Below are 26,859 nucleotides of genomic sequence, written 5' to 3' on the forward strand. Positions count from 1 at the left end.
GCCCCGACGCCCTAGTGGAATATTCCCTGATTGCTATATAAATAATAGCAACCGACCCCAACGGCGCGGCAGGCACGCGCCGCCCGGCCGGCCCGCCCCCCTTTGTCCCGCCGGCCTGCGCCCGGGCCAGCACCGCAGCAGCAAACTGCGCAATTTGCCGCTGGGCGGGCAGGCGGGCCCGGCACGCGGTGCGGCCGCCACGTGGCGCCGCCGCCCCGCGCATCGGCCCGGATTTCCGGGTTTTCCCTTGCCAATCAACCACTTGCCGGCACGCACGGATTCCGCATAAGCATGCGCCGATTCCTTTGCAGCGCTGGCGCGCCGCTGGGTCTTCAATCCATTCCATCCCCCCGCCGCGATGGTCGCGCCGGGCAAACCAGGAAGGTTCGATCCCATGACGCGCAAATTCAAGGTAGTGGCGGTTTCCGGCAATGTGCAGCGCCCCTCGCGCACGCTGGTGCTGGTGGAAGAGTTGATCGCCGCGCTCAGCGAGGCATTGCCCATCGAGGCGCACACCATCGAGCTGGGGCCGCTGGCCCCGCAGATCGGCGGCGCGCTCTACCGCAGCCAGTTGCCGGCCGCCGTCGAAACGGAGCTGGCCGCCATCGAATCGGCCGACCTGCTGATCGTGGCCAGCCCGGTCTACCGCGGCTCGTACACGGGCCTGTTCAAGCACCTGTTCGACTTCGTGCACCACGAGGCGCTGATCGACGTGCCCGTGCTGCTGGCCGCCACCGGCGGCAGCGACCGCCATGCGCTGGTGATCGACCACCAGCTGCGCCCGCTGTTCAGCTTCTTCCAGGCACGCACGCTGCCGCTGGGCGTGTATGCCTCGGAGCAGGACTTCCAGGGCTACGAGATCGCCAGCGCCGCCCTGCGCGAGCGCATCGTGCTGGCGGTGCAGCGCGCGGCGCCCCTGGTCGGCATCGCGCCGCAGGCCGCGCCCGCGCTGCGCCTGGCGCAGGCGGCCTGAGCCCCGCCGGCCACCCCTTTCCCCCTCCCTCTGTCCAGGAGCATCGCCATGAGCCACGACACGACTTCCGCTTCTTCTTCCTCCGCCGCCGGCATCCGCTTCGCCTACTGGGTGCCCAACGTCAGCGGCGGGCTGGTGGTCAGCACCATCGCCCAGCGCACCGACTGGAGCCTGGAATACAACCAGCGCCTGGCGCAGGCGGCCGAGAAGGCGGGTTTCGACTACGCGTTGAGCCAGATCCGCTTCACCGCGGGCTATGGCGCCGAATACCAGCACGAGTCGGTGTCGTTCAGCCAGGCGCTGCTGCACGCCACCACCAAGCTCAAGGTGCTGGCCGCCATCCTGCCCGGACCGTGGAGCCCGGCCGTGGTGGCCAAGCAGATCGCCACCATCGACCACATCTCGCAGGGGCGCATCGCCATCAACGTGGTGAGCGGCTGGTTCAAGGGCGAATTCCAGGCCATCGGCGAGCCGTGGCTGGAGCATGACGAGCGCTACCGCCGCTCCGAAGAGTTCATCCGCGCGCTCAAGGGCATCTGGACGCAGGACGACTTCACCTTCAAGGGCGACTTCTACCGCTTCAACCACTACACGCTGAGCCCCAAGCCCGTGCAAAAGCCGCACCCGGAGATCTTCCAGGGCGGCAGCTCGCGCGCCGCGCGCGACATGGCCTCGCGCGTGTCGGACTGGTACTTCACCAACGGCAACACGCCCGAGGGCGTGAAAAAGCAGATCGACGACATCCAGGCCAAGGCCGCCGAGACGGGCCACCGCGTGCGCATCGGCATCAACGCCTTCGTCATCGCCCGCGACACCGAGGAAGAGGCCCGCGCGGTGCTGAAGGACATCATCGACCACGCCCATGTGGAGGCCGTGCACGCCTTTGGCGACGCGGCCAAGCAGGCCGGCCAGGCCTCGCCCGAGGGCGAGGGCAACTGGGCCAAATCGACCTTCGAAGACCTGGTGCAATACAACGACGGCTTTCGCACCAACCTCATCGGCACGCCGCGCCAGGTCGCCGAGCGCATCGTGGCGCTCAAGGCCGTGGGCGTGGACCTGATCCTGGCCGGCTTCCTGCACTTCATCGAAGAGGTCGAATACTTCGGCGAGAAGGTGCTTCCGCTGGTGCGCGAGCTGGAAGCGCAGGGCCTGGGCGCACCCGCCGGTGCCGCCATCGGCGAGCCCGCCGAGGCCGTCGCCGCCTGACCGCACCGGCACAACGCCCCACCCGCCGCCGCCCACCCTCCACTGGCGCCCCCGCCCTCCCGCCGCTCGCCTGCGCGACGCGGCGCCGGGCGCAGCCTGGCCCGGAAAGCACTGCACCACCATGTCCAGCACCCTGTTCGACGGCACCCTGGCCCCGCCCGCCACGGCACCCGCTGCACCGCGCCGCAGCGCCGAGCGCGCCGGCGCGGCCACGGGCGGCACCCTGCCACCGGCCGCCCCGCCCGCGCTCGAACTGCAAGGCATCGACCTGTCGTTTGGCGGCGTGCACGCGCTGCGCGGCATCGACCTGCGCGTGGCCCCGGGCGAGCTGCGCGCCATCATCGGGCCCAACGGCGCGGGCAAGAGCTCGCTGGTCAACATCATCAGCGGCCTGTACCGGCCCGACGCCGGCCGCGTGCACATCGGCGGCGATTCCTTCGCGCAGGTGCCCACGCCCCGGCTGGCGCACCTGGGCGTGGCGCGCACCTTCCAGAACCTGGCGCTGTTCAAGGGCCTCTCCGTGCGCGACAACATCGCCCTGGGCCGCGTGCATGCGGCGCGCGCCAGCTTTGCCGAGCAGGTGCTGGGCTGGGGCCGGGCGCGCCGCGAGTGGCGCGATGCGCGCGAGCAGGCGCGCGAGGCCATCGACTTTTTGGGCTTAGGGCATGTGCAGGACCGGCTGGCCGGCGGCCTGCCCTACGGTCTGCAAAAGCGCGTGGAGCTGGCGCGCGCGCTGGTGGCACGCCCGCGCCTGTTGCTGCTGGACGAACCCCTGGCCGGCACCACGGCGGGCGAGAAGAGCGAGATGGCCGCGCTGATCCGCGCCGCACGCGACCGGCACGGCGCGGCAGTGGTGCTCATCGAGCACGACATCGGCATCGTGCTGGGCCTGTCGGACCGCGTGGCGGTGCTGGACTACGGCCGCAAGATCGCCGACGGCACGCCCGCCGAGGTGCGCGAGGACCCGGCCGTGATCGACGCCTACCTGGGCGTGGCGCACGATGAGGAAGCCCCCACGCCGCCTGCGGAGGCGCTGTGATGGAAGGTTTCGACTTCGCCTTTCTCGCCGAGGTGCTGATCGGCGGGCTGCTGTCCGGCGTGATGTATTCGCTGGTGGCCATCGGCTTCGTGCTGATCTACAAGACCTCGGGCGTACTCAACTTCGCGCAGGGCGCGCAGCTGCTGTTCGCGGCGCTCACCTTCGTGAGCCTGGTGGAGCGCGGCCTGCCGTTCGCGCTCGCACTGGCCATCACCTTCGCGCTGATGGTGGCGCTGGGCCTGGCCATCGAACGCGTGGTGCTGCGCCCGCTGGTCAACCAGCCGCCCATCACGCTGTTCATGGCCACGCTGGGGCTGTCGTACGTGATCGAGGGCGTGGCCCAGCTGGTGTGGGGCACGCAGGTGCATTCGCTGGAGCTGGGCGTTTCCGATGCGCCCATCGAGATCGCGGGCGTGCTGATTTCCACGTTCGACCTGTTCGCGGCCGGCGTGGCGGCAGTCATGGTGGCGGTGCTGTCGGCGTTCTTTCGCTACACCCGCGTGGGCCTGGCGTTTCGCGCGGTGGCCGACGACACCTTCGCCGCCCTGGCCGTGGGCCTGCGCCTGCCGGTGATCTGGGCCACCGTGTGGTCCGCCGCCGGCGTGATCGCGCTGGTGGCCGGGCTGCTGTGGGGCGCCCGGCTGGGCGTGCAGTTCTCGCTGTCGCTGGTGGTGCTCAAGGCCCTGCCGGTGCTGGTGCTGGGCGGCTTCGACTCCATCCTGGGCGCCATCGTGGGCGGGCTCATCATCGGCGCGCTGGAAAAGCTGGCCGAGGTGTACCTGGGTGCCTACGTGGGCGGCGGCATCGAAAGCTGGTTTGCCTACGCCGCCGCGCTGCTGTTCCTGCTGGTGCGGCCCGGCGGCCTGTTCGGGCAGCGGCCGGTGGAAAGGGCCTGACGCCATGGCACGCCACTTTCAACCCGCACGTTGGCCCCTCTGGGCCACGCCCGCCATCGCGCTGGCACTGGCCTACGGCGTGGTGCCGCTGCTGGCCACCGACTACGTGTTCGATGCGCTGCTGATCCCCTTCCTCGCCCTGTCGCTGGCCGCCGTGGGGCTGAACCTGCTGACGGGCTACGCGGGCCAGCTCTCGCTGGGCTCGGCCGCCTTCATGGCCGTGGGCGCCTACGCGGCCTACAACTTCCAGCTGCGCGTCGAGGGCCTGCCGCTGCTGGCGGCCATGGCGCTGGGCGGCGTGGCCGCCACGGTGGTGGGCGTGGTGTTCGGCCTGCCCAGCCTGCGGCTGCGCGGCTTCTACCTGGCCGTGTCGACGCTGGCGGCGCAGTTCTTCGTGCAGTGGGCACTGACGAAATTCGGCTGGTTCAGCAACCACAACCCCTCGGGCGTGATCGACGCACCGCCCATCGCCGTGGCGGGCTTCGCCTTCGACACGCCCACGGGCCGCTACCTCTTCGCGCTGACCGTGGTAGCCGTGCTGACGGCGCTGGTCTGGCGCGTGACCCGCACGCCCACCGGCCACCACTTCATCGCCGTGCGCGACAACGAACTGGCCGCCCGCGTGATCGGCGTGCCGGTGCTGCGCGCCAAGCTGCTGGCCTTTGCGCTGTCGTCGTTCGTGATCGGCGTGGCGGGCGTGCTGTGGGGCTTCGTCTACCTGCGCACGGTGGAGCCGGCGGGCTTCAACCTCGACCGCTCGTTCCAGATTCTTTTCATCATCATCATCGGCGGCCTGGCCACGCTGCGCGGCGCCTTCCTGGGCGCGGCCCTGATCGTCGTGTTCCCGCTGCTGCTCTCGCGCCTGGGCAGCCTGCTGCTGGGCCAGTGGTTCGACTCGGGCGTGCTGGAGCTGTGCCAGCGCATCGCCCTGGGCGCGCTCATCGTGGGCTTTCTCATCGCCGAGCCGCGCGGGCTGGCGGCGCTGTGGGAACGGGCAGTCGCCCGGCTGCAGCGCACGCGGCCGCCGCCCCCGCAGGGCGCCTGACCAGCCCCTTTCCCGCACCCCGCCATTTCCCTCTTCCTTTCTCTCCACAGGAGCGCATCGCATGTCCCTCGTCCGCCATTTGAAAACCGCCTTGCTGGCCGCCGCGCTGGCGCTCGCCGGGCTGCAGGCCGCCCAGGCCCAGGCCGCCAAACCGCAGGAACAGTTCTTTCCGCTGCAGAGTTACCGCGTCGGCCCCTACGCTGCCGGCGGCACGGGGTTTTTCGGCGGCTTCATCGACTACCTGAACCTCGTCAACACGCGCGACGGCGGCGTGGGCGGCGTCAAGCTGACGTGGGAAGAAGGCGAGACGCAGTACGAGGTGGAGCGCGGCGTGGAGGTGTACGAGCGCCTCAAGACCCGCCCCGGCATCGCCGCCTGGAACCCGCTGTCGGTGGGCATCGCCTATGCGCTGATCGACCGCGTGACGGCCGACAAGGTGCCGCTGCTCACCATCAACCACGGCCGCACCGACACCACCGACGGGCGCGTGTTCAAGTACATCTTTCCGCTGCTGGTCAACCCGTACAGCGAGACCTCGGGCATCGTGAACTACCTGGGCACCAAGGCCGGCGGCACGGAGAAACTCAAGGGCAAGAAGATCGTGGTGCTGTACCACGGCTCGCCCTACGGCAAGGAAACCATTCCGATCTACGAGCTGCTGGCCAAGCAGTACGGCTTCACGGTGCAGCAGATCGAGGTGCCGCACCCTGGCAACGAACAGCAGTCGCAGTGGCTGACCATCCGCCGTGCCAAGCCCGACTTCGTGGTGCTGCGCGGCTGGGGCGTGATGAACCCGGTGGCGCTCAAGACCGCGCAGAAAACCGGCTTTCCGGCCGACCGCATCGTGGGCAACATCTGGTCCAACTCCGAGGAAGACGTGATCCCCGCGGGCGACGCCGCCAAGGGCTATGTCGCCATCACCTCGGTGGCGCCCGGCACGCAATACCCCGTGCTGCAGGACATCGTGAAGACGGTGTACGACGCCGGCAAGGGCAACCTGCAGGACAAGAAGCGCATCGGCAGCGTGTACCACAACCTGGGCGTGCTCAACGGCATTCTGAACGTCGAGGCCATCCGCATCGCGCAGGCGAAGTTCGGCAAGCGCGCCCTCACCGGCGACGAAGTGCGCTGGGGCCTGGAGAACCTGAAGATCGACGAAGCCCGCGCCGCCGCCCTGGGCGCCAAGGGCCTGTTCCATTCCATCCACGTGACCTGGGACAACCACGAAGGCGACGGCCGCGTGGCCTTCCAGCAGTGGGACGGCACGCAGTGGAAGGTCGTCTCCGACTGGATCGCGCCGGACTGGAAGCTGCTGCGCCCGATCATCGAAAAGTCGTCCCTGGCCTATGCCAAGGAAAAGAACGTGAAGGTGCGCCAGAGCATCGACGACTGACCCGCCCCTTCTTCATCTCACCCGGAGCGACGCCATGACCGACCTCTATCGCACCCCTTCCATCCTCGGCCCCGACTACGAAGCCATTGCCGAAAAATACCGCCCCATCTTTGCGCGCATCCAGGCCACGGCGCTGCAGCGCGAGCAGCAGCGCCAACTGGGCCACGACGCCATCCAGTGGCTCAAGGACGCACGCTTCGGCGCCCTGCGCGTGCCCGTGGAGCACGGCGGCGACGGCGCCACGCTGCCGCAGCTCTTCCAACTGCTGGTGGAGCTGGCCGAGGCCGACTCCAACACCGTGCAGGCGCTGCGCGGGCACTTCGCCTTCGTCGAAGACCGCCTGAACGCCCCGCGCGACGCGGCCAACATCGTGTGGCTGCAGCGCTTCGCCGAAGGCGATCTGGCCGGCAACGCGTGGACCGAAGTGGGCAACGTGGCCATCGGCGACGTGATCACGCGCGTGACGCCCCAGGCGGACGGACGCTGGGTGGTCAACGGCCGCAAGTTCTACAGCACCGGCAGCATCTTCGCGGACTGGATCGACCTGTACGCCCGCCGTGACGGCCCGGGCGACGGCGAGGGCCTGGACGTGATCGCCGCCGTGCGCGCGCGCCAGCCCGGCGTGACGCACCACGACGACTGGGACGGCTTCGGCCAGCGCACCACCGGCAGCGGCACCTCGGTGTACGACAACGCCGAGGTGGAGCCAGAGAATATCTTCCTGTTCACCGACCGCTTCAAGTACCAGACGGCCTTCTACCAGCTGTTCCACCTGGCCACGCTGGCCGGCATCGCCCGCGCCATCACGCGGGACGCGGCCGCCCAGGTGCGCGGGCGAAAGCGCATCTTCAGCACCGGCAACGCGCCCAGCGTGGCGCAGGACGTGCAGGTGCAGCAGGTGGTGGGCGAGGTCTCGGCCATCGCCTATGCGGCCGAAGCCACCGCCGTGCGCGCTGCCTTCGCCGCCCAGCGCGCCTACGACGCGCACTGGCACGGCACGCCCGAGCAGGAGAAGCAGGCCAACATCGAGGCCGAGCTGGAATCCGCGCAGGGCCAGGTGGCGCTCACCGACCTGGTGCTGCGCGCCGCCAGCCAGTTCTTCAACGGGCTGGGCGCATCGGCCGCCAGCAGCGCGCAATCGCTGGACCGGCACTGGCGCAACGCGCGCACCGTGGCATCGCACAACCCGGTGATCTACAAGGCACGCATCGTGGGCGACTGGCACATCAACGGCACCGAGCCGCCCTACGTGTGGCAGATCGGCGCCGGCCCCGGCCGGCCCGCGGCGTCGGCGCCCGTACCGGCCACCGATGCCGGCGCGGCCAATGCAGCGCAGGCGCGGCCCCTGGCCCGCGCGGCCTGAGTGGGTGAGTGAGCGCCATGGCAAGCCCGCCCCCCGCGCTGCTCACGGTCGATGCGGTGCAGGCCGTGTACCAGGGCGCCATCGCCGCGCTGCACGGGGTCAGCTTCGAGGTGCGCGCCGGCGAGATCCACGCGCTGCTGGGCGCCAACGGCGCCGGCAAGTCCACCACGCTCAAGGCCGTGTCGCACCTGCTGCCAGCCGAGCGCGGACAGGTCACGGCCGGCCGCATCACCTACGACGGACAGGACGTGGCACATGCCAGCCCGGCCACCCTGGTGCGCGCCGGGCTGGTGCCGGTGCTGGAAGGCCGGCACTGCTTTCCCAGCCTGTCGGTGGAGGACAACCTGGTCACCGGCGCCCTGGGCCGCAGCGCCCGGCGCAGCGAGATCGCGCACGACCTGGAGCGGGTGTACGCGCTTTTCCCGCGCCTGCGCGACAAGCGCCGCACGCCCGCGGGCCTGGCATCGGGCGGCGAGCAGCAGATGACCGCCATCGGCCGCGCGCTGATGTCGCGCCCACGCCTGCTGGTGCTGGATGAGCCCTCGATGGGCCTGGCGCCGCGCGTGGTGCAGGAGATCTTCGCGCAGCTCAAGCGCCTGAACCGCGAGGAAGGTTTGACGCTGCTGGTGGCGGAGCAGAACTCTGCGGTGGCGCTGCAGTATGCGGACCGGGCTACGGTGCTGGATGCGGGGCGGGCGGTGCTGACCGGCCCGGCCGACGCGCTGCGACAGCGGGACGACATTCGGCACTTCTACTTTGGGCAGGACGTGCTTGCGCCCGCCGCCTGAGCCGTGAAACAGACGGATCTCTGCTACCACTGTGCAAGCGGGCCTCTGATGCGCTTGACAGCATGGCTAGCGCCGAACTGTCACCGTCGCTGCACAGACAGCGATAGCGTGACGCAGCAGCAACACGTCAAACCCGCTGAGGCTTGGGTGTGGGCGCTAGCAGTTGCTTCGAACATAGCCACCCAATAGACGCGCAAAGGGCTGGATGGCCGCTTCGCATTTCAGAGCGATCAATCGATGGGCCGTGGCGGTGGATGTAACCCCTGAGTGACCGGTGGATCAGCCTAGAACGAAGTGGTATTGCCTCCCCGTCAAGGTGATCGTTTAATCGAGTTGTATGCCTGAAAGCCGTCATTCTGAGTACAACAGGCGCGCTTGCTTTCAGGCGGTCAGTTCAATGAGAGAATTGAATATCGGCTTGCTCACTTTGTCATCAGCACATCGCCGTAGACGCTCATGGCAAGAGAGTACTGGGGGTTATCACCCAACCGCGTTGCCACAACTTCGTTAGCCACTTTGGTGGCTTGCAGTACCGTCGCGCCTGCGTTCCATTCATTCATGAACGGATCGAGCCAGGTGTAGGTCACTTTCACATCGAGCGGCCAGGGCGACGCAATAACCGCTCGAGCTCCTTTGTCCAGCAACTGCCGCGGCAAGCCAACAGTCCGGTTACCCCAAGGGTGTTTGTCAATCCGGCCACCACTGCAGACAAACAGGATGACAAGCTCCACGCCTGCGAGTGATGCAGCCAGTGCCGAGGGAGGCTCGACAAGACTCTCCTCATCACGGATGCTGTGCAGGTAGCGCCCTTCTTGGGCCAGCCCACCATGCGCGGTCACGACGACCAAGCCTGCGTCTGACATGTCGCCGGGCAGGCGACGGTTTGTATCTACTGAAAATCCAAATTCTTCGAACGTCCCGCTCAGTCGTGCCAGAGCGATATCCAGTGTGCCCGCTGCGTCCGGACCAGAATCAGCAGAAATCCAAGCCCGATAAACCCCCTTCCCCGTTCGCGCCCTTGGCCTCGTCACCGAAAGCCAACTGAGCGCCGGAACGAACCCTACAGCGGACTTTGAACCATAGAAGTACTCGAACTCGCCATCGTCCGGTTGCACAACCACGAGATTGGCAGTGAGTTGCTGGAGCAGAGGTTCCGCGACGATCAGCAGCTTCTCCGACTTCGGAAGGCGCACATCCAATGTCTCCATGGTGCTGAAGAACTCATTGTTTCCGTCATACGCGTCGATGAGTCCATATGCCTTGGGATACTTCTCAAGCCAGATATGCATGCGCCGATGGAAAGAATTTTCATGCTTGGGTTGCTCGATGACTTTCGCCTCTCCCTTGGACACAACGGTCACCGACAGTTCGCCGGCAGTGTTCAAGGCCATGAATGCAACATCTAACCCTTCATCGTTCAGGCTCAGGGCATATTGCAGCGCCCAATCCTCGGTGATTTTCGGCGGCGAGCCAGACAAGGTCATGGTCTGGTCTGCCAGAAGCTCAACTGCAAGAGTGCTGGCCTTTCCGGTATCGGCCAAACCCCCAGGTTCGATTAACAACCTTCGCGCAGCTATGCCAACAACCTCCAAATCGGTAGCGGCATCACCTCCAAACATCGCACGCTCAACGCTGTTGAACATTGAGACTACTTGATGGGTAGTCGGGACAAGTGAGGAGGCCGCTTCCACAAGTTCTGACTCGCGAGCGCCCACACGCCCAACTAGCGACTTCATGAGCTTACGTGCCTCCATGGTTACTGCAATGGAACGCTCATCTGCGGCCCTGATGATTTGACCCAACAGCATCGCCAAGGGCAATACATCACTTTTGTTCTTGGTCCGCCCGCATGCCCTCACGATGTCTTCAATGAGGGTTGAGACGCTTTGGGCATCCAACCTGGAAATCTCCACGGCACGAAGTCCTAACTCTGTTGACACTATGCGCGAGTCCGTCTCTGGGTCATAACCCAGGTCTGCGATGAGCCTCTTCAGCGCGGGCAGAAACTTACTTGCGAGCTCCGTCATTCCGAGATCTCTAAGCACTCGAATGACGGCGTAGACCTCTTGCCAAAGGTCCTCCTTCTCGACTGGTGTATCGATAGCGAATGCACAGGCAAGACCGATAAGCGCGTCAATGGGATTCCTGCATCGTTGGTACACGTCTGCATATGCAAACCATGCCAAACGGCGCCGGACTTCAGTTTCCTGCCCGATAACCAGGATTTGCTCCGCCAAATTTCTCGCGTACTGGAAACGCCCTGCGACCGTATAGTGTCCAGCCAGCAACCTCAAGAGGCGCAGATCTTCGTCCCGCTCATTGGTCGCGTAGGATCTGACGGCACTGGCTACGAGCACCATCTTAGACATCGTCTCCAGATCCATGTCCTGCCCTTCGATTCCCCCGACGTGCAACATCATTCGAGAAACAAAGCGAATGATTTGGTCGGCGTAAATTCCGACTATTTCGCGAGGTACGACTGTGACGCCAAACTCACCATAGCCTCGTTCAGAAATCCACTCCATGCAACGCATCAGCGCTATCTCCGTCGCATCTGCGTCGGCCTTCTTGTCCCGGCCTACCGGGTCAGCATGCGGCTCGCTCTGGCCCTTAGCAAGTGAGACGCCGACGCTAATAAGTCCCAACATGGTGACTGCAATGACGGGAAGCCCAAGTTCGCCGCAAGCTTCGACGGACAGCAGGCGTGAGAAGGATGCGCGGACGTCTTTGTCTTCCGGATGCTGTGCGAGGAATCTGACGGCCGCCATCAGAGGGCTGCGGTAGTACTCTCGCTCGTCCGGGGGCACCCCTCCCTCAAGCATCAACGCACGCGTCGCCGACAAGACAATTTGTGTAGCTTGACGTCCGTAAAGCAGCGACGAAGTGATGAGACTCCCCGCTTGAATGGCAGCCACGTTCTTATCGACCGTCCGCGCGTGCATAGCGCAGCAGATGACCGCAAGCTCCATCCATTCCCTGTCCCATTTCGTCGCTTTCTCTATGAGTTCTTCATAGTCAGGGGAGGACATGTTCACAGCGTTCAGAATTTCCAGGTGCCGCGCCGAGAATCCGGCTGTCGTGAAGATATGCCCTGGATGCACCGAAACCTCTCGGCAGTTCAACAACAACCGCCGGTCACGGTTCTCACGAATTCGCTCGGAGTTTGGGAAAAGCGCAGCAAGCTGAGCGTCGTAGCATTCAATGAGCTCGTTGTCCTCTAGCTCTGTGGCTATTTCTAACCCTTCTTCGAGCCACATCTCCTCGTCCAAGCCTACGAGGTCTCGAGGCAGCATTTGCCGAGCTGCAATTTCATCGCCGCACTTGAAGGCAATCCGAGCGATTTGCACAAGGTTGCTCTTGGTGAACCCATCCAGATATGGACGAAGCTGTTGCAGTAACGCCAACGACTCATCATGTCGGCCAGCTCGGCACATCAGTTGAAGCAAGAGCTGTAATTGCGACGATTCTTTGAGATTCAAGGATTGAATCTCGCTGACAGCGTCATCTACCTTGCCCCCCAAGGCCCAAGAAACCCAGATCGGTGCGCGGCGAACCACAACCTCTTCAGGATCATCCTGCGTCCGGAGCGCGCATGGATAGCAGTCCTCGATGGCCACTAGCATGGCTTCCAGTTCCGGGTTCTGAGGTGGCGTTTCGTCGGCATGGATGAATGCGTAGCTTCCTGTCTGACGAACCGCGGCAACGCAGCGCCTGCACAATCCTGCGACATGGGGTACCCATTGGTCTTCCGCCGTCCACACGCCAGAAAGTCCAACTGGAACAGGCAATGAAACCGATGCGTCGCGATACTTGCTTCCATCAGCGACGGCGACTAAGCGCCCTTTGCTTTCACGGACAACCAGTTCTGCAAGGTCCGCGGCCTCGAGAGTATTGCAATGAATCACCCGAACACTCCTCTTCAAGAACGCCCGTTCTTCATCATCAGGAGAAGTTCCCCTAAGCGATTTGATACCAGCAGCGAGCGCGTCGTGAACGGAGTTCTCATCAACCTTCGACGCCCTGGCCGGCGGCAAGATGACCGTGGCACCAGGGAAGAGGCGTTTCCTCTCCTGCCCTTGGCAAGCCGACATTAGGAAGATGACTGTTCTGCCAATGACCTCCCGGAAATTTCCACCCTGAATAAGGTCAATGCTCTCCAACGTAAAGCCGTTCTTGAACATTTCACCCGGTTCAAATCCTTGAGTCAGACTCGTGCCATTCGGCGTCTCTTCCATCATCCGTTCCCCCTGAATACATAAAGTTTGGCTAGGTTAGCTTAGGCGACTCAGTGGAGAACGGGCGAAATGCTGCGTCTGTGAAATCTGGCGACCCTGGCAGTGGCTATGCGACGGCGTAATTTTTTGGCGAAGTGTGAAGTCGACGGGTTTAGGCGCGCACCTCAGCAACGAATCCCGCATATCGATGCGCCGATTCCTTCGCACCACACAGCCGCCTCTCGCCCTCCAATCGGGGCATGACTGCAAGACCGGCACTGCAACCACACCTGCCCGAGATTCCCACCGACGTGGCACGGATCGCCACCGATGCGCAAGCCATCGCCGCCGCACACCAACTGGCGGCTGAATTCGCGCCCGGCGCCTCCGAACGCGACCGCGATCGCCGCCTGCCCTGGGATGAACTCACACGCTGGTCCGCCAGCGGCTTAGGGTCCATCACCGTGCCGCGCGCCTACGGCGGCCCACAGGTGTCCTACGCCACGCTGGCCGAGGTGTTCGTGATTCTGAACGCGGCCGACCCGTCCATTGGGCAGATTCCGCAGAACCATTTCGGCGTGCTGGGTGTGCTGCGCGAGATCGGCACCGAGGCGCAGAAGCAGCGCTTCTACGGCGAGGTGCTGGCGGGTCGCCGGCTGGGCAATGCCGGGCCCGAGCGCAAGGTGGACGGCGCGGCCACCATCCTGCAAAGCGGCACGCGCCTGCGCGCCACGCCGCACGGCCTGCGCCTGACGGGCAAGCGCTTTTATTCCACGGGCGCGCTCTTCGCGCACCGCATTCCCGTGCGGGCCCTCGACGACGCGGGCCGCGCCGTGCAGGCCTGGGTGCCGCGCGATGCGCCGGGCGTGGCCGTGGTGGACGATTGGGACGCCTTCGGCCAGCGCACCACCGCCAGCGGCACCGTGGTGTTCGACGACGTGCCGGTCGCTGCCGACGATGTGCTGCCCCTGTGGCAGTTGGCCGACCGGCCGGGCCTCTACGGCCCCTCGTCGCAGCTGCTGCAGGCGGCCATCGACCAGGGCATTGCCGAAGCGGCCGTGGCCGATGCGCAGCGCTTCGTGCGCGAGCGCGCCCGGCCCTGGGTGGATTCGGGCGTGCAGCACGCGCACGACGACCCCTACGTGATCGCCGACGTGGGGCGCCTGCAGATCGACCTGCATGCCGCACGCGAGGTGCTGCGCGAAACCGGCGAGCTGTTCGACGCCCTGGCCGCGCAGGCCACCCTCAGCGCGGAGGACAGCGCCCGCGCCTCGGTGGCCGTGGCCGAGGCCAAGGTGCTGACCACGCGCATCGCGCTGGAGGCGAGCGAAAAGCTGTTCGAGCTGGCCGGCTCGGCCGCCACGCGCGCCGCGCCCAACCTGGGCCGCCACTGGCGCAACGCCCGCGTGCACACGCTGCACGACCCCGTGCGCTGGAAGCTGCACCTGATCGGCAACCACCGCCTGAATGGCGCCCTGCCCGCGCGGCATTCCTGGAACTGAAAGCGAACCCATGGCGTTGTTGCAATCCATTGAACCGCTCGCAGCCGCTTCCACGCCGGCGGAGCCCGCCCCGGCCTCGCCCGCGGCCAGCCCGCCGCATCGCATCGCCACCGACACCGAGGCCCGTGCCGCCGCGCAGCGCTATGCCGCGCGCATCGCCCCCGGCGCGGCCCAGCGCGACCGCGAGCGCCTGCTGCCCTGGGACGCGCTGGACGATTTCGTCGCCACCGGCCTGTGGGCGATCACGGTGCCGCGCGAGTACGGCGGCCCGGGCGCATCGGCCGGCACGCTGGCCGAGGTCACGGCGCTGGTCAGCGCGGCCGATGGCTCCATCGGCCAGATTCCGCAGAACCATTTCTACGCGCTGGAGGTGCTGCGCGTGGGCGGCACCGACGCGCAAAAGCGCTTCTTCTACGGCCGCGTGCTGGCGGGCGATCGCTTCGGCAATGCGCTGGCGGAGATCGGCCACCAGGACTTCCAGCGCCGCACCCGCCTGGTGCCCGATGGCGAAGGCTTTCGGGTGCAGGGGCGCAAGTTCTATTGCACCGGGGCGATCTATGCGCACTGGATTCCCACGCTGGTCGTGGCCAGGGAAGACGGGCGCGACGTGACCTACCTCGCGTTCGTTCCGCGCACCGCCGAGGGCGTGCACGTCACCGACGACTGGGACGGCTTCGGCCAGCGCGTGACAGGCAGCGGCTCGGTGCAGTTCGACGACGTGCGGGTCGAGGCCGAATGGGTCGTGCCGTTCCTCGCATCTTTCGAGCGGCCCACCCCCATCGGCCCGTTGGCGCAGATCCTGCACGCGGCCATCGACCTGGGGCTGGCCCGGGGCGCACTGGCGGCCACGCTGCCCTTCGTGCGCGAGCATGCACGGCCCTGGATCGATGCGCGCGTGGAGCGCGCCGCCGACGACCCGCTGCTCATCCAGCAGGTGGGCGAGACCGCCGTGCGGCTGCGCGCGGCCGAGGCCCTGGTGCGCCGCGCCGGCCGCTTCGTCGATGCGGCCCAGGCCGACCCGACCGAGCAGCGCGTGGCCGAGGCCTCCATCGCCGTGGCCGAGGCGCGCGCGCTCACCACCACGGCGTCGCTGGATGCCGGCACGCGCCTTTTCGAGCTGGGCGGCACCTCGGCCACCACAGGCCAGAAGGGCCTGGACCGCTTCTGGCGCAACGCGCGCACCCACACGCTGCACGACCCGGTGCGATGGAAGTACCACGCCATCGGCAACTTCCATCTCAACGGCCGCATTCCGCCGCGCCACGGCGCGATCTGATTTTTCACATCCCCCAACACCCAGCGACGACCATGAAGCCACGCCGTTTTCTGCACGCTCTTTTCACGTTCTCCACGTTCATCGGCGCGGCCCTGTTCGCCGGCAGCGCCTTGGCCGCACCGCTCAAGATCGGCGTGGTGCCGGGCATCTTCGCGGACTCGGTCGAGGTGGCGGCCAAGGAGGCCAAGGCCCAGGGACTGGACATTCAGGTGGTGGAGTTCACCGACTGGACGACCCCCAACGTGGCGCTGGAGTCGGGCGACATCGACCTGAACTACTACCAGAACAGCAACTACCTGGCGAACGCCGTGCGCAGCAAGGGCTTCAACTTCGTCAGCGTGCAGCCCGGCATCCTGTCGTACCTGGGGCTGTATTCCACCAAACATAGATCGTTGGCCGACGTGCCCAACGGCGCCAAGGTCGCCATCGCCAGCGACCCCGTCAACATCGGCCGTGCCCTGCGCCTGCTGCAGCACGCCGGGCTGATCACGCTGCGCCCGGACACCGGACTGCTGGGCACGCAGGCCGACATCCGCTCCAACCCGAAGAACCTGCAGTTCATCGAGATCGAAGGCCCGCAACTGGTGCGCGCCACGCAGGACGTGGACCTGGCGCAGGGCTTTCCTTATTTCATCATTCCGTCGAAGGCGTTCGATGCGACCCGGGGGCTGGCCTACACCAGCTATGAGGACGACTCCTGGGCCATCCAGTTCGTGGCGCGCAAGGACAAGGCGGCGGACCCGCGCATTGCGCAGTTCCTGACCATCTACCAAAACTCCGACGCCGTTCGCAAGGCGATCCACGCCTTCTACCTGAACGATCCCAAGCTCTACCGCCTGACCTGGCTGAAGCGCTGAGACCGGCACAAGGACCGACCGTGACACAAGCGAATCGCCACATCCTGCTCAACGCGTTCAACATGAACTGCGTGGGCCACATCAACCACGGGCTTTGGACGCACCCGCGCGATCGCAGCACCGACTACCGCACGCTGGCTTACTGGACCGATCTGGCCCGCACGCTGGAGCGGGGGCTGTTCGACGGCCTGTTCCTGGCCGACATCGTGGGCACCTACGACGTGTACCAGGGCAACGTGGACGTGCCGCTGCGCGAATCCATCCAGCTGCCGGTGAACGACCCGCTGCTGCTGGTGCCGGCCATGGCCGCCGCCACGCAGCACCTAGGCTTCGGCGTGACGGTGAACCTGTCGTACGAGGCGCCCTACCTGCTGGCGCGGCGCTTCTCCACGCTGGACCACCTGACCCAAGGCCGCATCGGCTGGAACGTGGTGACCGGCTACCTCGACAGTGCCGCGCGGGCCATGGGCCAGCCGCAGCAGCTGCCGCACGACGAGCGCTACGAGCGCGCCGACGAATACCTGGAGGTGCTCTACCAGCTGTGGGAGGGCAGCTGGGAAGACGGCGCGGTGCGCCGCGACAAGGCCGCGCGCGTGTTCGCCGACCCGGCGCGCGTGCACCCAGTGCAGCACCACGGCCGCTATTTCGACGTGGAGGGCTACCACCTGAGCGAGCCCTCGCCGCAGCGCACGCCGGTGCTGTTCCAGGCCGGCAGCTCGGGCCGGGGCCAGCAGTTCGCGGCGCGCCATGCCGAGTGCGTGTTCATCTCGCCCCCCAACAAAGAGGCTGCGCGCAAGACCGTGCAGGCCCTGCGCGAGCAACTGGTGCGGGCCGGCCGCCGGCCCGATGACGTGAAGGTCTTCGTGGGCGCGGCGGTGGTGGTGGGCCGCACCGAGGCCGAGGCGCGCGAGAAGCACGCGGACTACCTGCGCTACGCCAGCCGCGAGGCGGGCCTGGCGCATTTCGCCGCCAGCACCGGCATCGACTTCGCGCAGTACGACCTGGACGCGCCGGTGGACTACTCGCCCGGCAACGCCATCGAATCGGCCACCCGCACGGCCCAGCAGCACGGCTGGACGCGCCGCAAGCTGCTCGAACTCTTCTCGCTGGGCGGCCGCTACCCGGCCATCGTGGGCGATGCGCAGCAGGTGGCGGACGAGTTGCAGTCGTGGGTGGCCGAGACCGGCGTGGACGGCTTCAACCTGAGCCGCACCGTGGTGCCCGAAAGCTACGAGGACTTCATCGACCTCGTGGTGCCCGAGTTGCAGGGCCGGGGCGTCTACAAGACCGCCTACGCCGAAGGCACGCTGCGCAGCCGCCTGTTCGGCGAAGGCGACCGGCTGCCGGCCAGGCATGCGGCGGATGCGTTCCGGCGCCAGGCCCCCAGCGCCGCCACCCACCGGCCGCCCCAACCCCATCCCGCCCTGGAAGCACAGCCATGAAACGCCTGGCCCGACGCCTTTTTTCCTTGCTCGCGGCCTTCGCTGCCGCAGCGGCAACCGCGCAAACACCCGCGCCACCGCTGCGCATCGGCGTCACGCCCGGTTCGCTGGCCGATTCCGTGCAGGTCGCCGCGCAGGAGGCGCGCCAGCAGGGGCTGGACGTGAAGGTCATCGAGTTCACCGACTGGACCGCGCCCAACACCGCGCTGGCCGCGGGCGACATCGACCTCAATTACTTCCAGCACCAGGCCTTTCTGGACAACGCCATCCGCGAGCGCGGCTATGCGTTCGTCAGCGTGGCCACGGGGCTGCTGCCCAACATCGGCCTGTATTCGCTCAAGGTGCAGCGCTTTGCCGACCTGAAGGACGGTGCCCGCGTGGGCGTGGCCAACGACCCGGTGAACCAGGGCCGCGGCCTGCTGCTGCTGGAAAAGGCCGGCCTCATCCAGCTCAAACCCGGGGTGGGCGCGCGCGGCAGCGTGAATGACATCGTGGCCAACCCGAAGAAGCTGCGCTTTGCCGAGATCGAAGGCCCGCAGCTGGTGCGCACCCTCGACGACCTGGACCTGGCGCAGGGCTACCCGGCGCACTACGTCAATGCCGGCAAGCCCCAGGTGGCGGGCAGCGCGCTGCTGTATTCGGGCATCGACGACCTGGCCTATGCGATTCGCTTCGTCGCGCGCCAGGACAACGCGCAGGACCCGCGCATCCAGCGCTTCGTGAAGGTCTATCAAGACTCGCCCGCCGTGCGCGCGCAGATCGGCAAATCCTTCGCCGGCAATGAGCGGCTCTACAGCCTGCCGTGGCTCGCCAAGGCCGCGCATTGACGCATTCCTGACCTTGCCCCCGCACGCCCCCGACGCTTCCTCACCTTCGATTCCTCTCACCCCAACGACCGCCTGCCGCGGACCCTGACATGACACTCCATCGCCTCTTTCTCGCCCCCCTCCTCGCCCTCTCCGTGCTGGGCGCCCTGCCCGCCCATGCGGCCGACAAGCTGCGCATCGGCGTGCTGCCGGGCGTGTATGCCGACGCCATCGCGGCCGCTGCCAAGGACGCCAAGGCGCAGGGCATCGACGTCACGGTGACCGAGTTCACCGACTGGACCACGCCCAACGTGGCGGTGGACTCGGGCGACCTGGACATCAACTTCTTCCAGCACCAGCCGTTCCTCGATAACGCGATTCAGAAGAACGGCTTCAAGCTGGCCAGCGCGGGCACGAGCTTCCTGGCCAACATCGGCCTGTACTCGCTCAAGCACAAGACCATCAACGAGGTGCCGGTGGGCGGCAAGGTCGGCCTGGCCAACGACCCGGTGAACCAGGGCCGCGGCCTGCTGCTGCTGCAAAAGGCGGGGCTCATCCAGCTCAAGCCCGGCGTGGGCTTCGTCGGCACGGTGGACGACATCGTGCAGAACCCCAGGAAGCTGAAGTTCGTCGAAGTGGAAGGCCCGCAGCTGGTGCGCATCACCGGCGACGTGGACCTCGCCCAGGGCTACCCGCACTTCATCGTGGCCTCCAAGGCGTTCGATCCGTCCAGCGGGCTGGCGTATTCGGGCGTGGAAGACGCACGCTTCGCCATCCAGTTCGTGGTCAAGGCCAACCGCACGCAGGACCCGGTGATCCAGAAGTTCGTGAAGGTGTTCCAGAACTCCGACGCGGTGAAGGCCGCCATCGACCGCGCCTTCGCGGGCGACAAGCGCCTGTACGTGCTGACCTGGACCCAGCAATGATGCACGCGCCCCGCTTCTTCCACTTCAAGGCCGCCGCCCTGGGCTGGCTGCTGGCCGCATCCGCCCTCACCGCGCACGCGGCCGACGTGATCCGCATCGGCTCCACGCCCGGCGTCACCTCCGACGCGGTCGAGGCCGTGGTGGCCGAGGCCAAGGCCCAGGGCCTGGAGGTGAAGCTGGTCGAGTTCACCGACTGGACGCTGCCCAACGAGGCCGTGAACAACGGCGACATCGACCTGAACTTCTTCCAGCACCAAGCGTTTTTGAACAATGCCATCCAGGAACGGGGCTACCAGCTGCAGCTGGTGGGCCTGGGCCTGCTGCAGAACATCGGCATCTACTCCAACCGCATCCAGCGGCTGCAGGACGTGCCCGAGGGCGCCAAGGTGTCGGTGGCGAACGACCCGGTGAACCAGGGGCGCGGGCTGCTCCTGCTGCAAAAGGCCGGCCTCATCAAGCTGCGCCAGGGCAACGCCGTGGGCGCCAGCGTGAACGACGTGGTCGAGAACCCCAAGAAACTGCGTTTCTATGAGATCGAAGGCCCGCAGCTCATCCACTCGCTGCAGGACGTGGACCTGGCCGTGGTGTGGCCCAGCTACTTCGTGAACGCCGGCAAGAAGGAGCAGGCCAGCCGCGCGCTGCTGTATTCGGGCATTGACGATTCGTTCTACGCCATGGGCTTCGTCGCGCGCAAGGACAAGGTGCAGGACCCGAAGATCGCCCGCTTCGTGCAGCTGTTCCAGCAGTCGCCCAAGGTGCGCGAGGTGGTGTCCGCGCGCTTCAACAACGACCCCAAGCTGTACACGCTGCCCTGGAAGACGCCATGAGCCTGACCGCCGCCTCCCCATCACCCGTCTGGCGCAGCGCTGCCGGAACGGCACCCTCCCCCGCCACGGCGCCTGCCGGGGCGCCGCAGCCCCGCGCCGGGGCGGCACCGCCGCCCGCACCATCGGCGGAGGCCGGCGCACCTTCGGGCTCCGTGGTCTTCGAGCAGCTTGGCAAGGTGTACGCGTCGTCCGCCGGGCCGGTCGCGGCGCTGGCGGACATCAGCCTCCAGATCCCCGCAGGCAGCATCTTCGGCATCATCGGGCGCAGCGGCGCGGGCAAATCGAGCCTGCTGCGCACCATCAACCGGCTGGAGTCGCCCACCTCGGGCCGCGTGCGGGTGGATGGCACCGACATCGCCACGCTGGACGACGACGGCCTGGTGGCCTTGCGCCGGCGCATCGGCATGATCTTCCAGCACTTCAACCTGCTGGCCGCCAAGACGGTGTACGACAACGTGGCCCTGCCGCTGCGCGTGGCCGGCTGGCGACCCGCCGCCATCCACCAGCGGGTCGAGGAGCTGCTGGCCCTGGTGGGCCTCTCGGACAAGCACCGCACCTACCCCGCGCGCCTGTCGGGTGGGCAGAAGCAGCGCGTGGGCATTGCCCGGGCGCTGGCCACGGCGCCGGAGATCCTGCTGTGCGACGAGGCCACCTCGGCGCTGGACCCGGAGACCACGCATGCCATCCTGCAGCTGCTGCGCGACATCAACCGGCGTCTGGGCATCACGGTCATCCTCATCACGCACGAGATGAGCGTGATCCGCGAGATCGCCGACCAGGTGCTGGTGCTGGAGCAGGGCCGCATCGCCGAGCAGGGCGAGGTGTGGAAGGTGTTCGGCGCGCCGCAGCACGACGCCACGCGCGCGCTGCTGGCGCCGCTGCAGCACGGCCTGCCCGACGACCTGCAGGGGCGGCTGCAGGCCGAGCCACCGGCACACGGCGGCTACCAGCGCATCCTGCGCCTGGGCTACACCGGCGAGGGCGGGCTGGAGCCCGATTTCGCGCGCATCGCCCAGGCCCTGCACAGCCCCGTCAGGCTGGTGCACGGCGGCGTGGACCGCATTCGCGGCCATGCGCAGGGCCGGCTCATCGTGTCGCTGCCCGGCACGGTGACGCTGCCTGATTTCGTCCATCTGGTGCAAGGCCCTGGCGCCATTGCCCATTCCATCGAGGTGATCGGCCATGTCGCTGACGTTGAGCATTCCCTTTGAGCGCTACACCCAGGCGTTTCTCGACACGCTGACGATGGTGGGCACCTCGGCCGCCATCGCCTTCGTGGCGGGCATTCCGCTGGCGGTGCTGCTGATCGTGACGGCGCCCGGGGGCTTCCTCGCCTCGCCGCGCATCCACCGCGGCGTGGGCAGCGTGGTCAACGGCTTTCGGGCCACGCCCTTCATCGTGCTGCTGGTGGCGCTGATTCCGTTCACGCGGCTGGTCACCGGCACCACCATCGGCGTGTGGGCGGCCATCGTGCCGCTGGCCATCAGCGCCACGCCGTTCTTCGCGCGCATCGCCGAGGTGAGCCTGCGCGAGGTGGACCCGGGCCTGATCGAGGCCGCGCAGGCCATGGGCTGCCGCAAGTGGCACATCGTCTGGCACGTGTACCTGCCCGAGGCGCTGCCCGGCATCGTCGGCGGCTTCACCATCACGCTGGTGGCGCTCATCAGCTCGTCCGCCATGGCGGGCGCGGTGGGCGCGGGCGGCCTGGGCGACCTGGCGATCCGCTACGGCTACCAGCGCTTCGACACGCAGGTGATGCTGATCGTCATCGCCGTGCTGATCGCGCTGGTGTCGCTGGTGCAGTTCAGCGGCGACCGGTGGGTGCGCTGGCTGCGCAGCCGGTAGACCGTGGCGGGTGACCGGTGGAGCCGCCGTGGCGCTGGCTGCGCCCCTGGGGAAACGGGATGCGCGTCAGCGGCCCGTCTTCCAGGGGTTTACAAGCCAAATCGGCCTCCAGCGCATGATCCACTAGGGCATGTTGCTATCAAAAATATAGTGCTAGGATGTGCCGCCGCGCCCCGGCTCGTTCGTTAGAACGCGTGGGCGTGCCGCAGCGCATCCAGCACGCGCAGGGCGCCCAGCGACGCATCCTCGCGATGACGCGGGCGGGGCAGCGGGTTCTCGATGACCTGCAGCTCGGCGCCGGCGCGCGCCTCCAGCACCACCACGCGGTCGCTCAGGAAGAGCGCCTCGTCCACGTCGTGCGTGACCAGCAGCAGCGCCAGGCCGTGGCGGCGCGCCACCTCGGCCAGCAGTTGCTGCAGGCGGGCGCGGGTGAAGGCATCGACGGCGGAAAAGGGCTCGTCCAGCAGCAGCAGGCGCGGCCGCGTGAACAGGCCCCGGGCGATGGCCACGCGCTGCGCCTGGCCGCCGGACAGCTGCTTCGGCAAGCGGCCTTCGAAGCCCGCCAGTCCCACTTCGGCCAGCAGCTCGCGCACCTGCGGGTGACTCCGCCCGGCGCGGCCCAGATCGAACGCCACGTTCTCGGCCACGGTGAGCCAGGGGAACAGGCGCGGCTCCTGGAAGATGAAGCCGATGTCACGCGTGATGCCCTGCTGCGGCTGGCCGGCCAGGTGCACCTGGCCGTCGTACTGCGTGTCCAGCCCCGCGACGATGCGCAGCAGCGTGCTCTTGCCGCAGCCGCTGGCGCCCACGAGGCTGACCACCTCGCCGGCGGCGATGTCCAGCGGCACGTTCTGCAGCACGGGCCTGTCGCCGTAGGCCTTGCGGCGCACGCGGGCCTGCAGCAGCGGCTGCACAGAGATGGCTGCCAGGGCGATGGATTCCTGCAATGCCGTCATGGGTGATGCCTCAGTCGCGCGCGGTGGTGTCGTAGGTGTCGCGCCAGGCCAGCCACCGGCGTTCGAGCCAAGCCATGCCCGTGTCGGTGACCTTGCCCAGCAGCGCCAGCAGCACGATGGCCGCCAGCACGATGTCGGCGCGGCCCATCTCGCGGCCGTCGGTCAGCAGGTAGCCCAGGCCGCGCGTGGCGGCGATGAGTTCGGCCGCCACCATGAACATCCACGCCAGGCTCAGGCCGTTGCGCAGCCCGGTCAGCACCGCCGGCAGGGCGGCCGGCAGCAGCACGCGGCGCACCATGGCCACAGAACCCAGCCGGTGCATGCGGGCGGCCTCCACCAGCTTGCGGTCCACGTCGCGAAAGCCCGAGGCCACGCCCATGTAGACCGGGAAGAACGCGCCGATGGCAATCAGCGCGATCTTGGATGCCTCGTCGATGCCCAGCCACAGCAGCAGCAGCGGCACCCAGGCCAGCGAAGGAATGGCGCGCAGCGCCTGGAAGGTCGGGTCCAGCAGCCCTTCGGCCCGGCGCGACAGCCCGACCAGCGCGCCGATGGCGATCGCCAGCACGGTGCCGATGGCAAAGCCCGCCGCCACGCGCGCGCTGCTGGCCAGCACATGGCCGGCCAGGCCCTGCCCGCCGAAACTGATGAGGGTCTGGACGATCTCGGTGGGCGCGGGCAGAAGGTGCGGGCTGACCCAGCCGGCGCGCACGGCGCCTTCCCACACGGCCAACACTGCGGCCGGCAGGATCCAGCCCGTGCCCAGCGCGCTCCAGCCCCGGCGGCGCGGTGCAGTGCGGGCGGTCTCCACAGCCGGGCCGATGCCGGACCATTCCTGCGGGTTGGCGGACATGGCGCGGTCAGGCCGGCGAGGCCGCCGGCGCGCTCGTCACGCTGCGCGCGAACTGCGTGTCCACCAGGTCGGTGACCACCTTGTTCAACGCCGTGCCGGGCCGCACCAGGGCTTCGGACAGGAGCAGCGGGGCGGCTCCCTGCAGCGCGGCGATGTGTTCCTGCGAAGGTTGCGGGTTGGACAGGTCGGTGCGCAGTTTGAGCTGCAGCAGCGCCACCTCCAGGCTGACCTTGGCCTCCTCCGACAGGATCCTGGCCGCCTCGGTGGTGTGGGCCAGGATCCATTGGCGGGCCCGCTCGTAGCCGGCCAGCACGCGGCGCGTCTCGGCGGCGCGCTGGGCCAGGAACTCTTCGCGCACATTCAAAAAGCCGTAGGTGTTGAACGCCACGTTGCGGTAGATGAGGCGCGAGCCGGCGTCCAGCTCGCTCGCGGCCATCAGCGGGTCCAGGCCCGCCCAGGCGTCCACGCGGCCTTGTTCCAGCGCGGTGCGGCCGTCGGCGTGCTGCAGCGCAACGATCTCCACGTCGTTGCGCTTCAAGCCCGCCACCTGCAGCGAGCGCAGCAAAAAGAGGTACGGGTCGGTGCCCTTGGTGGCGGCGACCTTCTTGCCCTTGAGTTCCTTCACCGACTGGATGGGCGAATCCTTGCGCACTACCAGCGCCGTCCATTCGGGGCGCGAGAAGATGTACGGCGCCCGGATCGGGTTGCCGTTGGCCTTGGACAGCAGCGCGGCCAGCCCGGCCGACGAGCCGATGTCGATGCTGCCCGCATTCAAGTACTCCAGCGCGCGGTTGCTGCCCGCGCTGAACACCCACTTCACGGCCGTGCCCTCCTGCTTGAACGACTCTTCCAGCCAGCCGAAGCGGCGCAGCACCAGGCTGGAGGGCGAATAGGTGGCGTAGTCCAGGCGCAGTTCCTTCAGCGGCTGCGCGGCGTGCGCGGTGTGCGAGGCCAGGGGCCCGGCCAGCGCTGCGGCGCCGGCCGACAGCAGGGTGCGTCGTTGCATGGTGGTGGGTTCCCGGTGAATGCGGTGATGGTGCGGCGCAGTATCGGGCGCGGTTTGCCGCACGGCCAAGAACGTTATTCGTCTATTTTTATGAGAAACCTGCCGCGCTTGACGTGCCCTGACGCGTCCCTGAAAACCGGCCGGCTGGCCTGCACCAGCCGCCGCAGGCAAGCAGCAAATTGCGCACGAGTCACCCAGCAGGCCGCTGCGCGCACGGCGCGGCGGGCCGGTGCAGCCCACGGCGACGCGGGTTGCACCGCGCCCCATGCCCGCCCGGCAGGCCGCGGCGCGCGCATCGGCCAAAAACCGCATAAGCACGCGCGAATTCCGCATGTGGCGGGCCCGCGCCACTGCGCACACTGGGCCCACTCGCGGCGGCGGGCGCCCCTGGCCCCCGACCGCCCCCACCCCTTTGCCGGCGCCCCACCCATGTCCTCACGCGACCCCCAACTGCACCCGCCCGAAGCCCCGCCCACGGCACCCGCCTCGCCCCTGCCCACCGCCCAGGCGCTGGCCGACCGGTTCGCCGCCACCGCCGCCGAGCGCGATGCCCGCGGCGGCACGCCGAAGGCCGAGCGCGATGCGCTGCGCGCCAGCGGCCTGCTGTCGCTTTCCATCCCCACCGCGCAGGGCGGCCAGGGCGCCGACTGGGCGACCACGCTGCAGACCGTGCGCACCCTCGCGCAGGCCGACAGCTCGCTGGCCCACGTCTACGGCTTTCACCACCTGCTGCTGGCCACCGTGCGCCTGTTCGCGCGGCCCGAACAGTGGGTGCCATGGCTGGAGCAGACAGCGCGCAAGCAATGGTTCTGGGGCAACGCGCTCAACCCGCTGGACACGCGCACCGCCGTGCGCCGCATTGGCGACTGGTACGACTTCTCGGGCAAGAAAAGCTTTTGCTCGGGCGCGCTGGATTCCGAGATGCTGGTCGCCTCGGGCATCGACGAACACACCGGCCAGTTGCTGATCGCCGCCATTCCCACGGCCCGCGCGGGCATCACCCTGAACGGCGACTGGAACAGCTTCGGCCAGCGCCAGACCGACAGCGGCAGCGCCCTGTTCGAGAACGTGCGCGTGGAGGGCAGCGAGCTGCTGCGCGACCCCGGCCCGCTGACCACGCCGCGCTCGTCGCTGCGGCCGCTGCTGGCGCAGCTGGTGTTCGTGCACCTGTTCCTGGGCTTGGCCGAGGGCGCGTTCGCGCAGGCGCGGCACTACACGCTGAACGAGTCGCGCCCCTGGTTCCGCTCGCCCGCCGAACGCGCCAGCGAAGACCCGTACATCCAGTCGCACTACGGCGAATTCTTCGTCGGGCTGGAGAGCGTGCGCCTGCTGGCCGCGCAGGCCGCCGCCACGTTCGATGCGGCCTGGGCGCAAGGCGACGCGCTGGACGCCGAAGGCCGGGGCCGCGTGGCGGTGGCCGTGGCAACGGCCAAGGTGGCCTCCACCCGCGTGGGGCTGGACGTGACCAGCCGGCTTTTCGAGACCACCGGCGCGCGCGCCACGCACGGCGCGCTGCGGCTGGACCGCTTCTGGCGCAACCTGCGCACGCAGACGCTGCACGACCCGGTGGACTACAAGCTGCAGGAGCTGGGCGACTGGGCGCTGCACGCCAGGGTGCCGGCACCGTCGTTCTATTCGTGATCGCC

22 protein-coding genes are annotated in these 26,859 nt (G+C 67.8%); 18 read left to right on the forward strand and 4 right to left on the reverse strand.

Annotated features, from left to right (window positions below; all coding sequences use genetic code 11):
* Positions 1-394: 394 nt before the first annotated feature.
* The 8 genes from msuE (at position 395) to AVTE2539_RS08445 (ending at position 8,703) form a co-directional block, all read left to right on the forward strand.
* Positions 395-973, forward strand: coding sequence for an FMN reductase (gene msuE / locus AVTE2539_RS08410; RefSeq protein WP_284409704.1), 579 nt, complete (start codon positions 395-397; stop codon positions 971-973).
* 48 nt (positions 974-1,021) lie between these two features.
* Complete coding sequence (gene sfnG / locus AVTE2539_RS08415) at positions 1,022-2,179, forward strand: dimethylsulfone monooxygenase SfnG (protein ID WP_284409706.1); 1,158 nt, start codon at positions 1,022-1,024, stop codon at positions 2,177-2,179.
* A 121-nt stretch (positions 2,180-2,300) separates the two neighbouring features.
* A complete protein-coding gene (locus tag AVTE2539_RS08420) occupies positions 2,301-3,218 on the forward strand; it encodes an ABC transporter ATP-binding protein (protein WP_284409708.1) in 918 nt (305 codons plus the stop codon).
* Positions 3,218-4,114 (forward strand): branched-chain amino acid ABC transporter permease, encoded by an 897-nt coding sequence (locus AVTE2539_RS08425; RefSeq protein ID WP_284409710.1) that lies wholly within the window; start codon positions 3,218-3,220, stop codon positions 4,112-4,114. Before AVTE2539_RS08420 ends, AVTE2539_RS08425 begins: the two co-directional genes overlap by 1 nt.
* 4 nt (positions 4,115-4,118) lie before the next feature.
* On the forward strand, positions 4,119-5,159 hold the full coding sequence (locus AVTE2539_RS08430; protein WP_284409712.1) for a branched-chain amino acid ABC transporter permease: 1,041 nt from the start codon (positions 4,119-4,121) through the stop codon (positions 5,157-5,159).
* A gap of 61 nt (positions 5,160-5,220) precedes the next feature.
* Entirely contained in the window at positions 5,221-6,552 is a 1,332-nt protein-coding gene (locus AVTE2539_RS08435) for an ABC transporter substrate-binding protein (RefSeq protein WP_284409715.1), read from the forward strand.
* Between the two features lie 34 nt (positions 6,553-6,586).
* Complete coding sequence (locus AVTE2539_RS08440) at positions 6,587-7,915, forward strand: acyl-CoA dehydrogenase family protein (RefSeq protein ID WP_284409717.1); 1,329 nt, start codon at positions 6,587-6,589, stop codon at positions 7,913-7,915.
* A 17-nt stretch (positions 7,916-7,932) separates the two neighbouring features.
* Positions 7,933-8,703 (forward strand): ABC transporter ATP-binding protein, encoded by a 771-nt coding sequence (locus AVTE2539_RS08445; RefSeq protein ID WP_284409718.1) that lies wholly within the window; start codon positions 7,933-7,935, stop codon positions 8,701-8,703.
* 422 nt (positions 8,704-9,125) lie between these two features.
* On the opposite strand, the gene AVTE2539_RS08450 is transcribed toward AVTE2539_RS08445, so the two are convergent.
* Entirely contained in the window at positions 9,126-12,941 is a 3,816-nt protein-coding gene (locus tag AVTE2539_RS08450; protein WP_284409720.1) for a CHAT domain-containing protein, read from the reverse strand.
* 236 nt (positions 12,942-13,177) lie between these two features.
* Between AVTE2539_RS08450 and AVTE2539_RS08455 the strand changes: the two genes are divergently transcribed.
* From AVTE2539_RS08455 to AVTE2539_RS08495, 9 genes are all read left to right on the forward strand, one after another.
* Complete coding sequence (locus AVTE2539_RS08455; RefSeq protein WP_284409722.1) at positions 13,178-14,419, forward strand: SfnB family sulfur acquisition oxidoreductase; 1,242 nt, start codon at positions 13,178-13,180, stop codon at positions 14,417-14,419.
* A gap of 10 nt (positions 14,420-14,429) precedes the next feature.
* Positions 14,430-15,695 (forward strand): SfnB family sulfur acquisition oxidoreductase, encoded by a 1,266-nt coding sequence (locus AVTE2539_RS08460; protein WP_284409724.1) that lies wholly within the window; start codon positions 14,430-14,432, stop codon positions 15,693-15,695.
* Positions 15,696-15,727: 32 nt separating this feature from the next.
* On the forward strand, positions 15,728-16,552 hold the full coding sequence (locus AVTE2539_RS08465; protein WP_284409726.1) for a MetQ/NlpA family ABC transporter substrate-binding protein: 825 nt from the start codon (positions 15,728-15,730) through the stop codon (positions 16,550-16,552).
* A 20-nt stretch (positions 16,553-16,572) separates the two neighbouring features.
* The gene (locus AVTE2539_RS08470; RefSeq protein WP_284409728.1) at positions 16,573-17,994 is read left to right on the forward strand and encodes an LLM class flavin-dependent oxidoreductase; all 1,422 of its coding nucleotides are present in this window, start codon (positions 16,573-16,575) and stop codon (positions 17,992-17,994) included.
* Positions 17,991-18,821, forward strand: a complete 831-nt coding sequence (locus tag AVTE2539_RS08475; RefSeq protein WP_284409730.1) for a MetQ/NlpA family ABC transporter substrate-binding protein — start codon at positions 17,991-17,993, stop codon at positions 18,819-18,821. Before AVTE2539_RS08470 ends, AVTE2539_RS08475 begins: the two co-directional genes overlap by 4 nt.
* 89 nt (positions 18,822-18,910) lie before the next feature.
* Positions 18,911-19,726, forward strand: a complete 816-nt coding sequence (locus AVTE2539_RS08480; protein WP_284409733.1) for a MetQ/NlpA family ABC transporter substrate-binding protein — start codon at positions 18,911-18,913, stop codon at positions 19,724-19,726.
* A complete protein-coding gene (locus AVTE2539_RS08485) occupies positions 19,723-20,553 on the forward strand; it encodes a MetQ/NlpA family ABC transporter substrate-binding protein (RefSeq protein ID WP_284409735.1) in 831 nt (276 codons plus the stop codon). Before AVTE2539_RS08480 ends, AVTE2539_RS08485 begins: the two co-directional genes overlap by 4 nt.
* Complete coding sequence (locus AVTE2539_RS08490) at positions 20,550-21,764, forward strand: methionine ABC transporter ATP-binding protein (RefSeq protein WP_284409737.1); 1,215 nt, start codon at positions 20,550-20,552, stop codon at positions 21,762-21,764. The genes AVTE2539_RS08485 and AVTE2539_RS08490 overlap by 4 nt, the downstream gene beginning before the upstream one ends.
* Complete coding sequence (locus AVTE2539_RS08495) at positions 21,736-22,398, forward strand: methionine ABC transporter permease (protein ID WP_272566552.1); 663 nt, start codon at positions 21,736-21,738, stop codon at positions 22,396-22,398. Before AVTE2539_RS08490 ends, AVTE2539_RS08495 begins: the two co-directional genes overlap by 29 nt.
* Before the next feature lie 185 nt (positions 22,399-22,583).
* Here the strand turns inward: AVTE2539_RS08495 and AVTE2539_RS08500 are convergent, their stop codons facing one another.
* The 3 genes from AVTE2539_RS08500 to AVTE2539_RS08510 are packed head-to-tail and all read right to left on the reverse strand — an operon-like array spanning position 22,584 to position 25,213.
* Positions 22,584-23,354 (reverse strand): ABC transporter ATP-binding protein, encoded by a 771-nt coding sequence (locus tag AVTE2539_RS08500; protein WP_284409739.1) that lies wholly within the window; start codon positions 23,352-23,354, stop codon positions 22,584-22,586.
* A 10-nt stretch (positions 23,355-23,364) separates the two neighbouring features.
* A complete protein-coding gene (locus AVTE2539_RS08505) occupies positions 23,365-24,207 on the reverse strand; it encodes an ABC transporter permease (protein ID WP_284409742.1) in 843 nt (280 codons plus the stop codon).
* Between the two features lie 7 nt (positions 24,208-24,214).
* Complete coding sequence (locus AVTE2539_RS08510; RefSeq protein WP_284409744.1) at positions 24,215-25,213, reverse strand: aliphatic sulfonate ABC transporter substrate-binding protein; 999 nt, start codon at positions 25,211-25,213, stop codon at positions 24,215-24,217.
* Between the two features lie 429 nt (positions 25,214-25,642).
* Here AVTE2539_RS08510 and AVTE2539_RS08515 point away from each other — a divergent pair, with 429 nt between their 5' ends.
* A complete protein-coding gene (locus AVTE2539_RS08515) occupies positions 25,643-26,854 on the forward strand; it encodes an acyl-CoA dehydrogenase family protein (protein WP_284409747.1) in 1,212 nt (403 codons plus the stop codon).
* Positions 26,855-26,859 lie beyond the last annotated feature (5 nt).

Source organism: Acidovorax sp. SUPP2539, from assembly GCF_030158975.1.
Lineage (GTDB): Bacteria > Pseudomonadota > Gammaproteobacteria > Burkholderiales > Burkholderiaceae_C > Paracidovorax.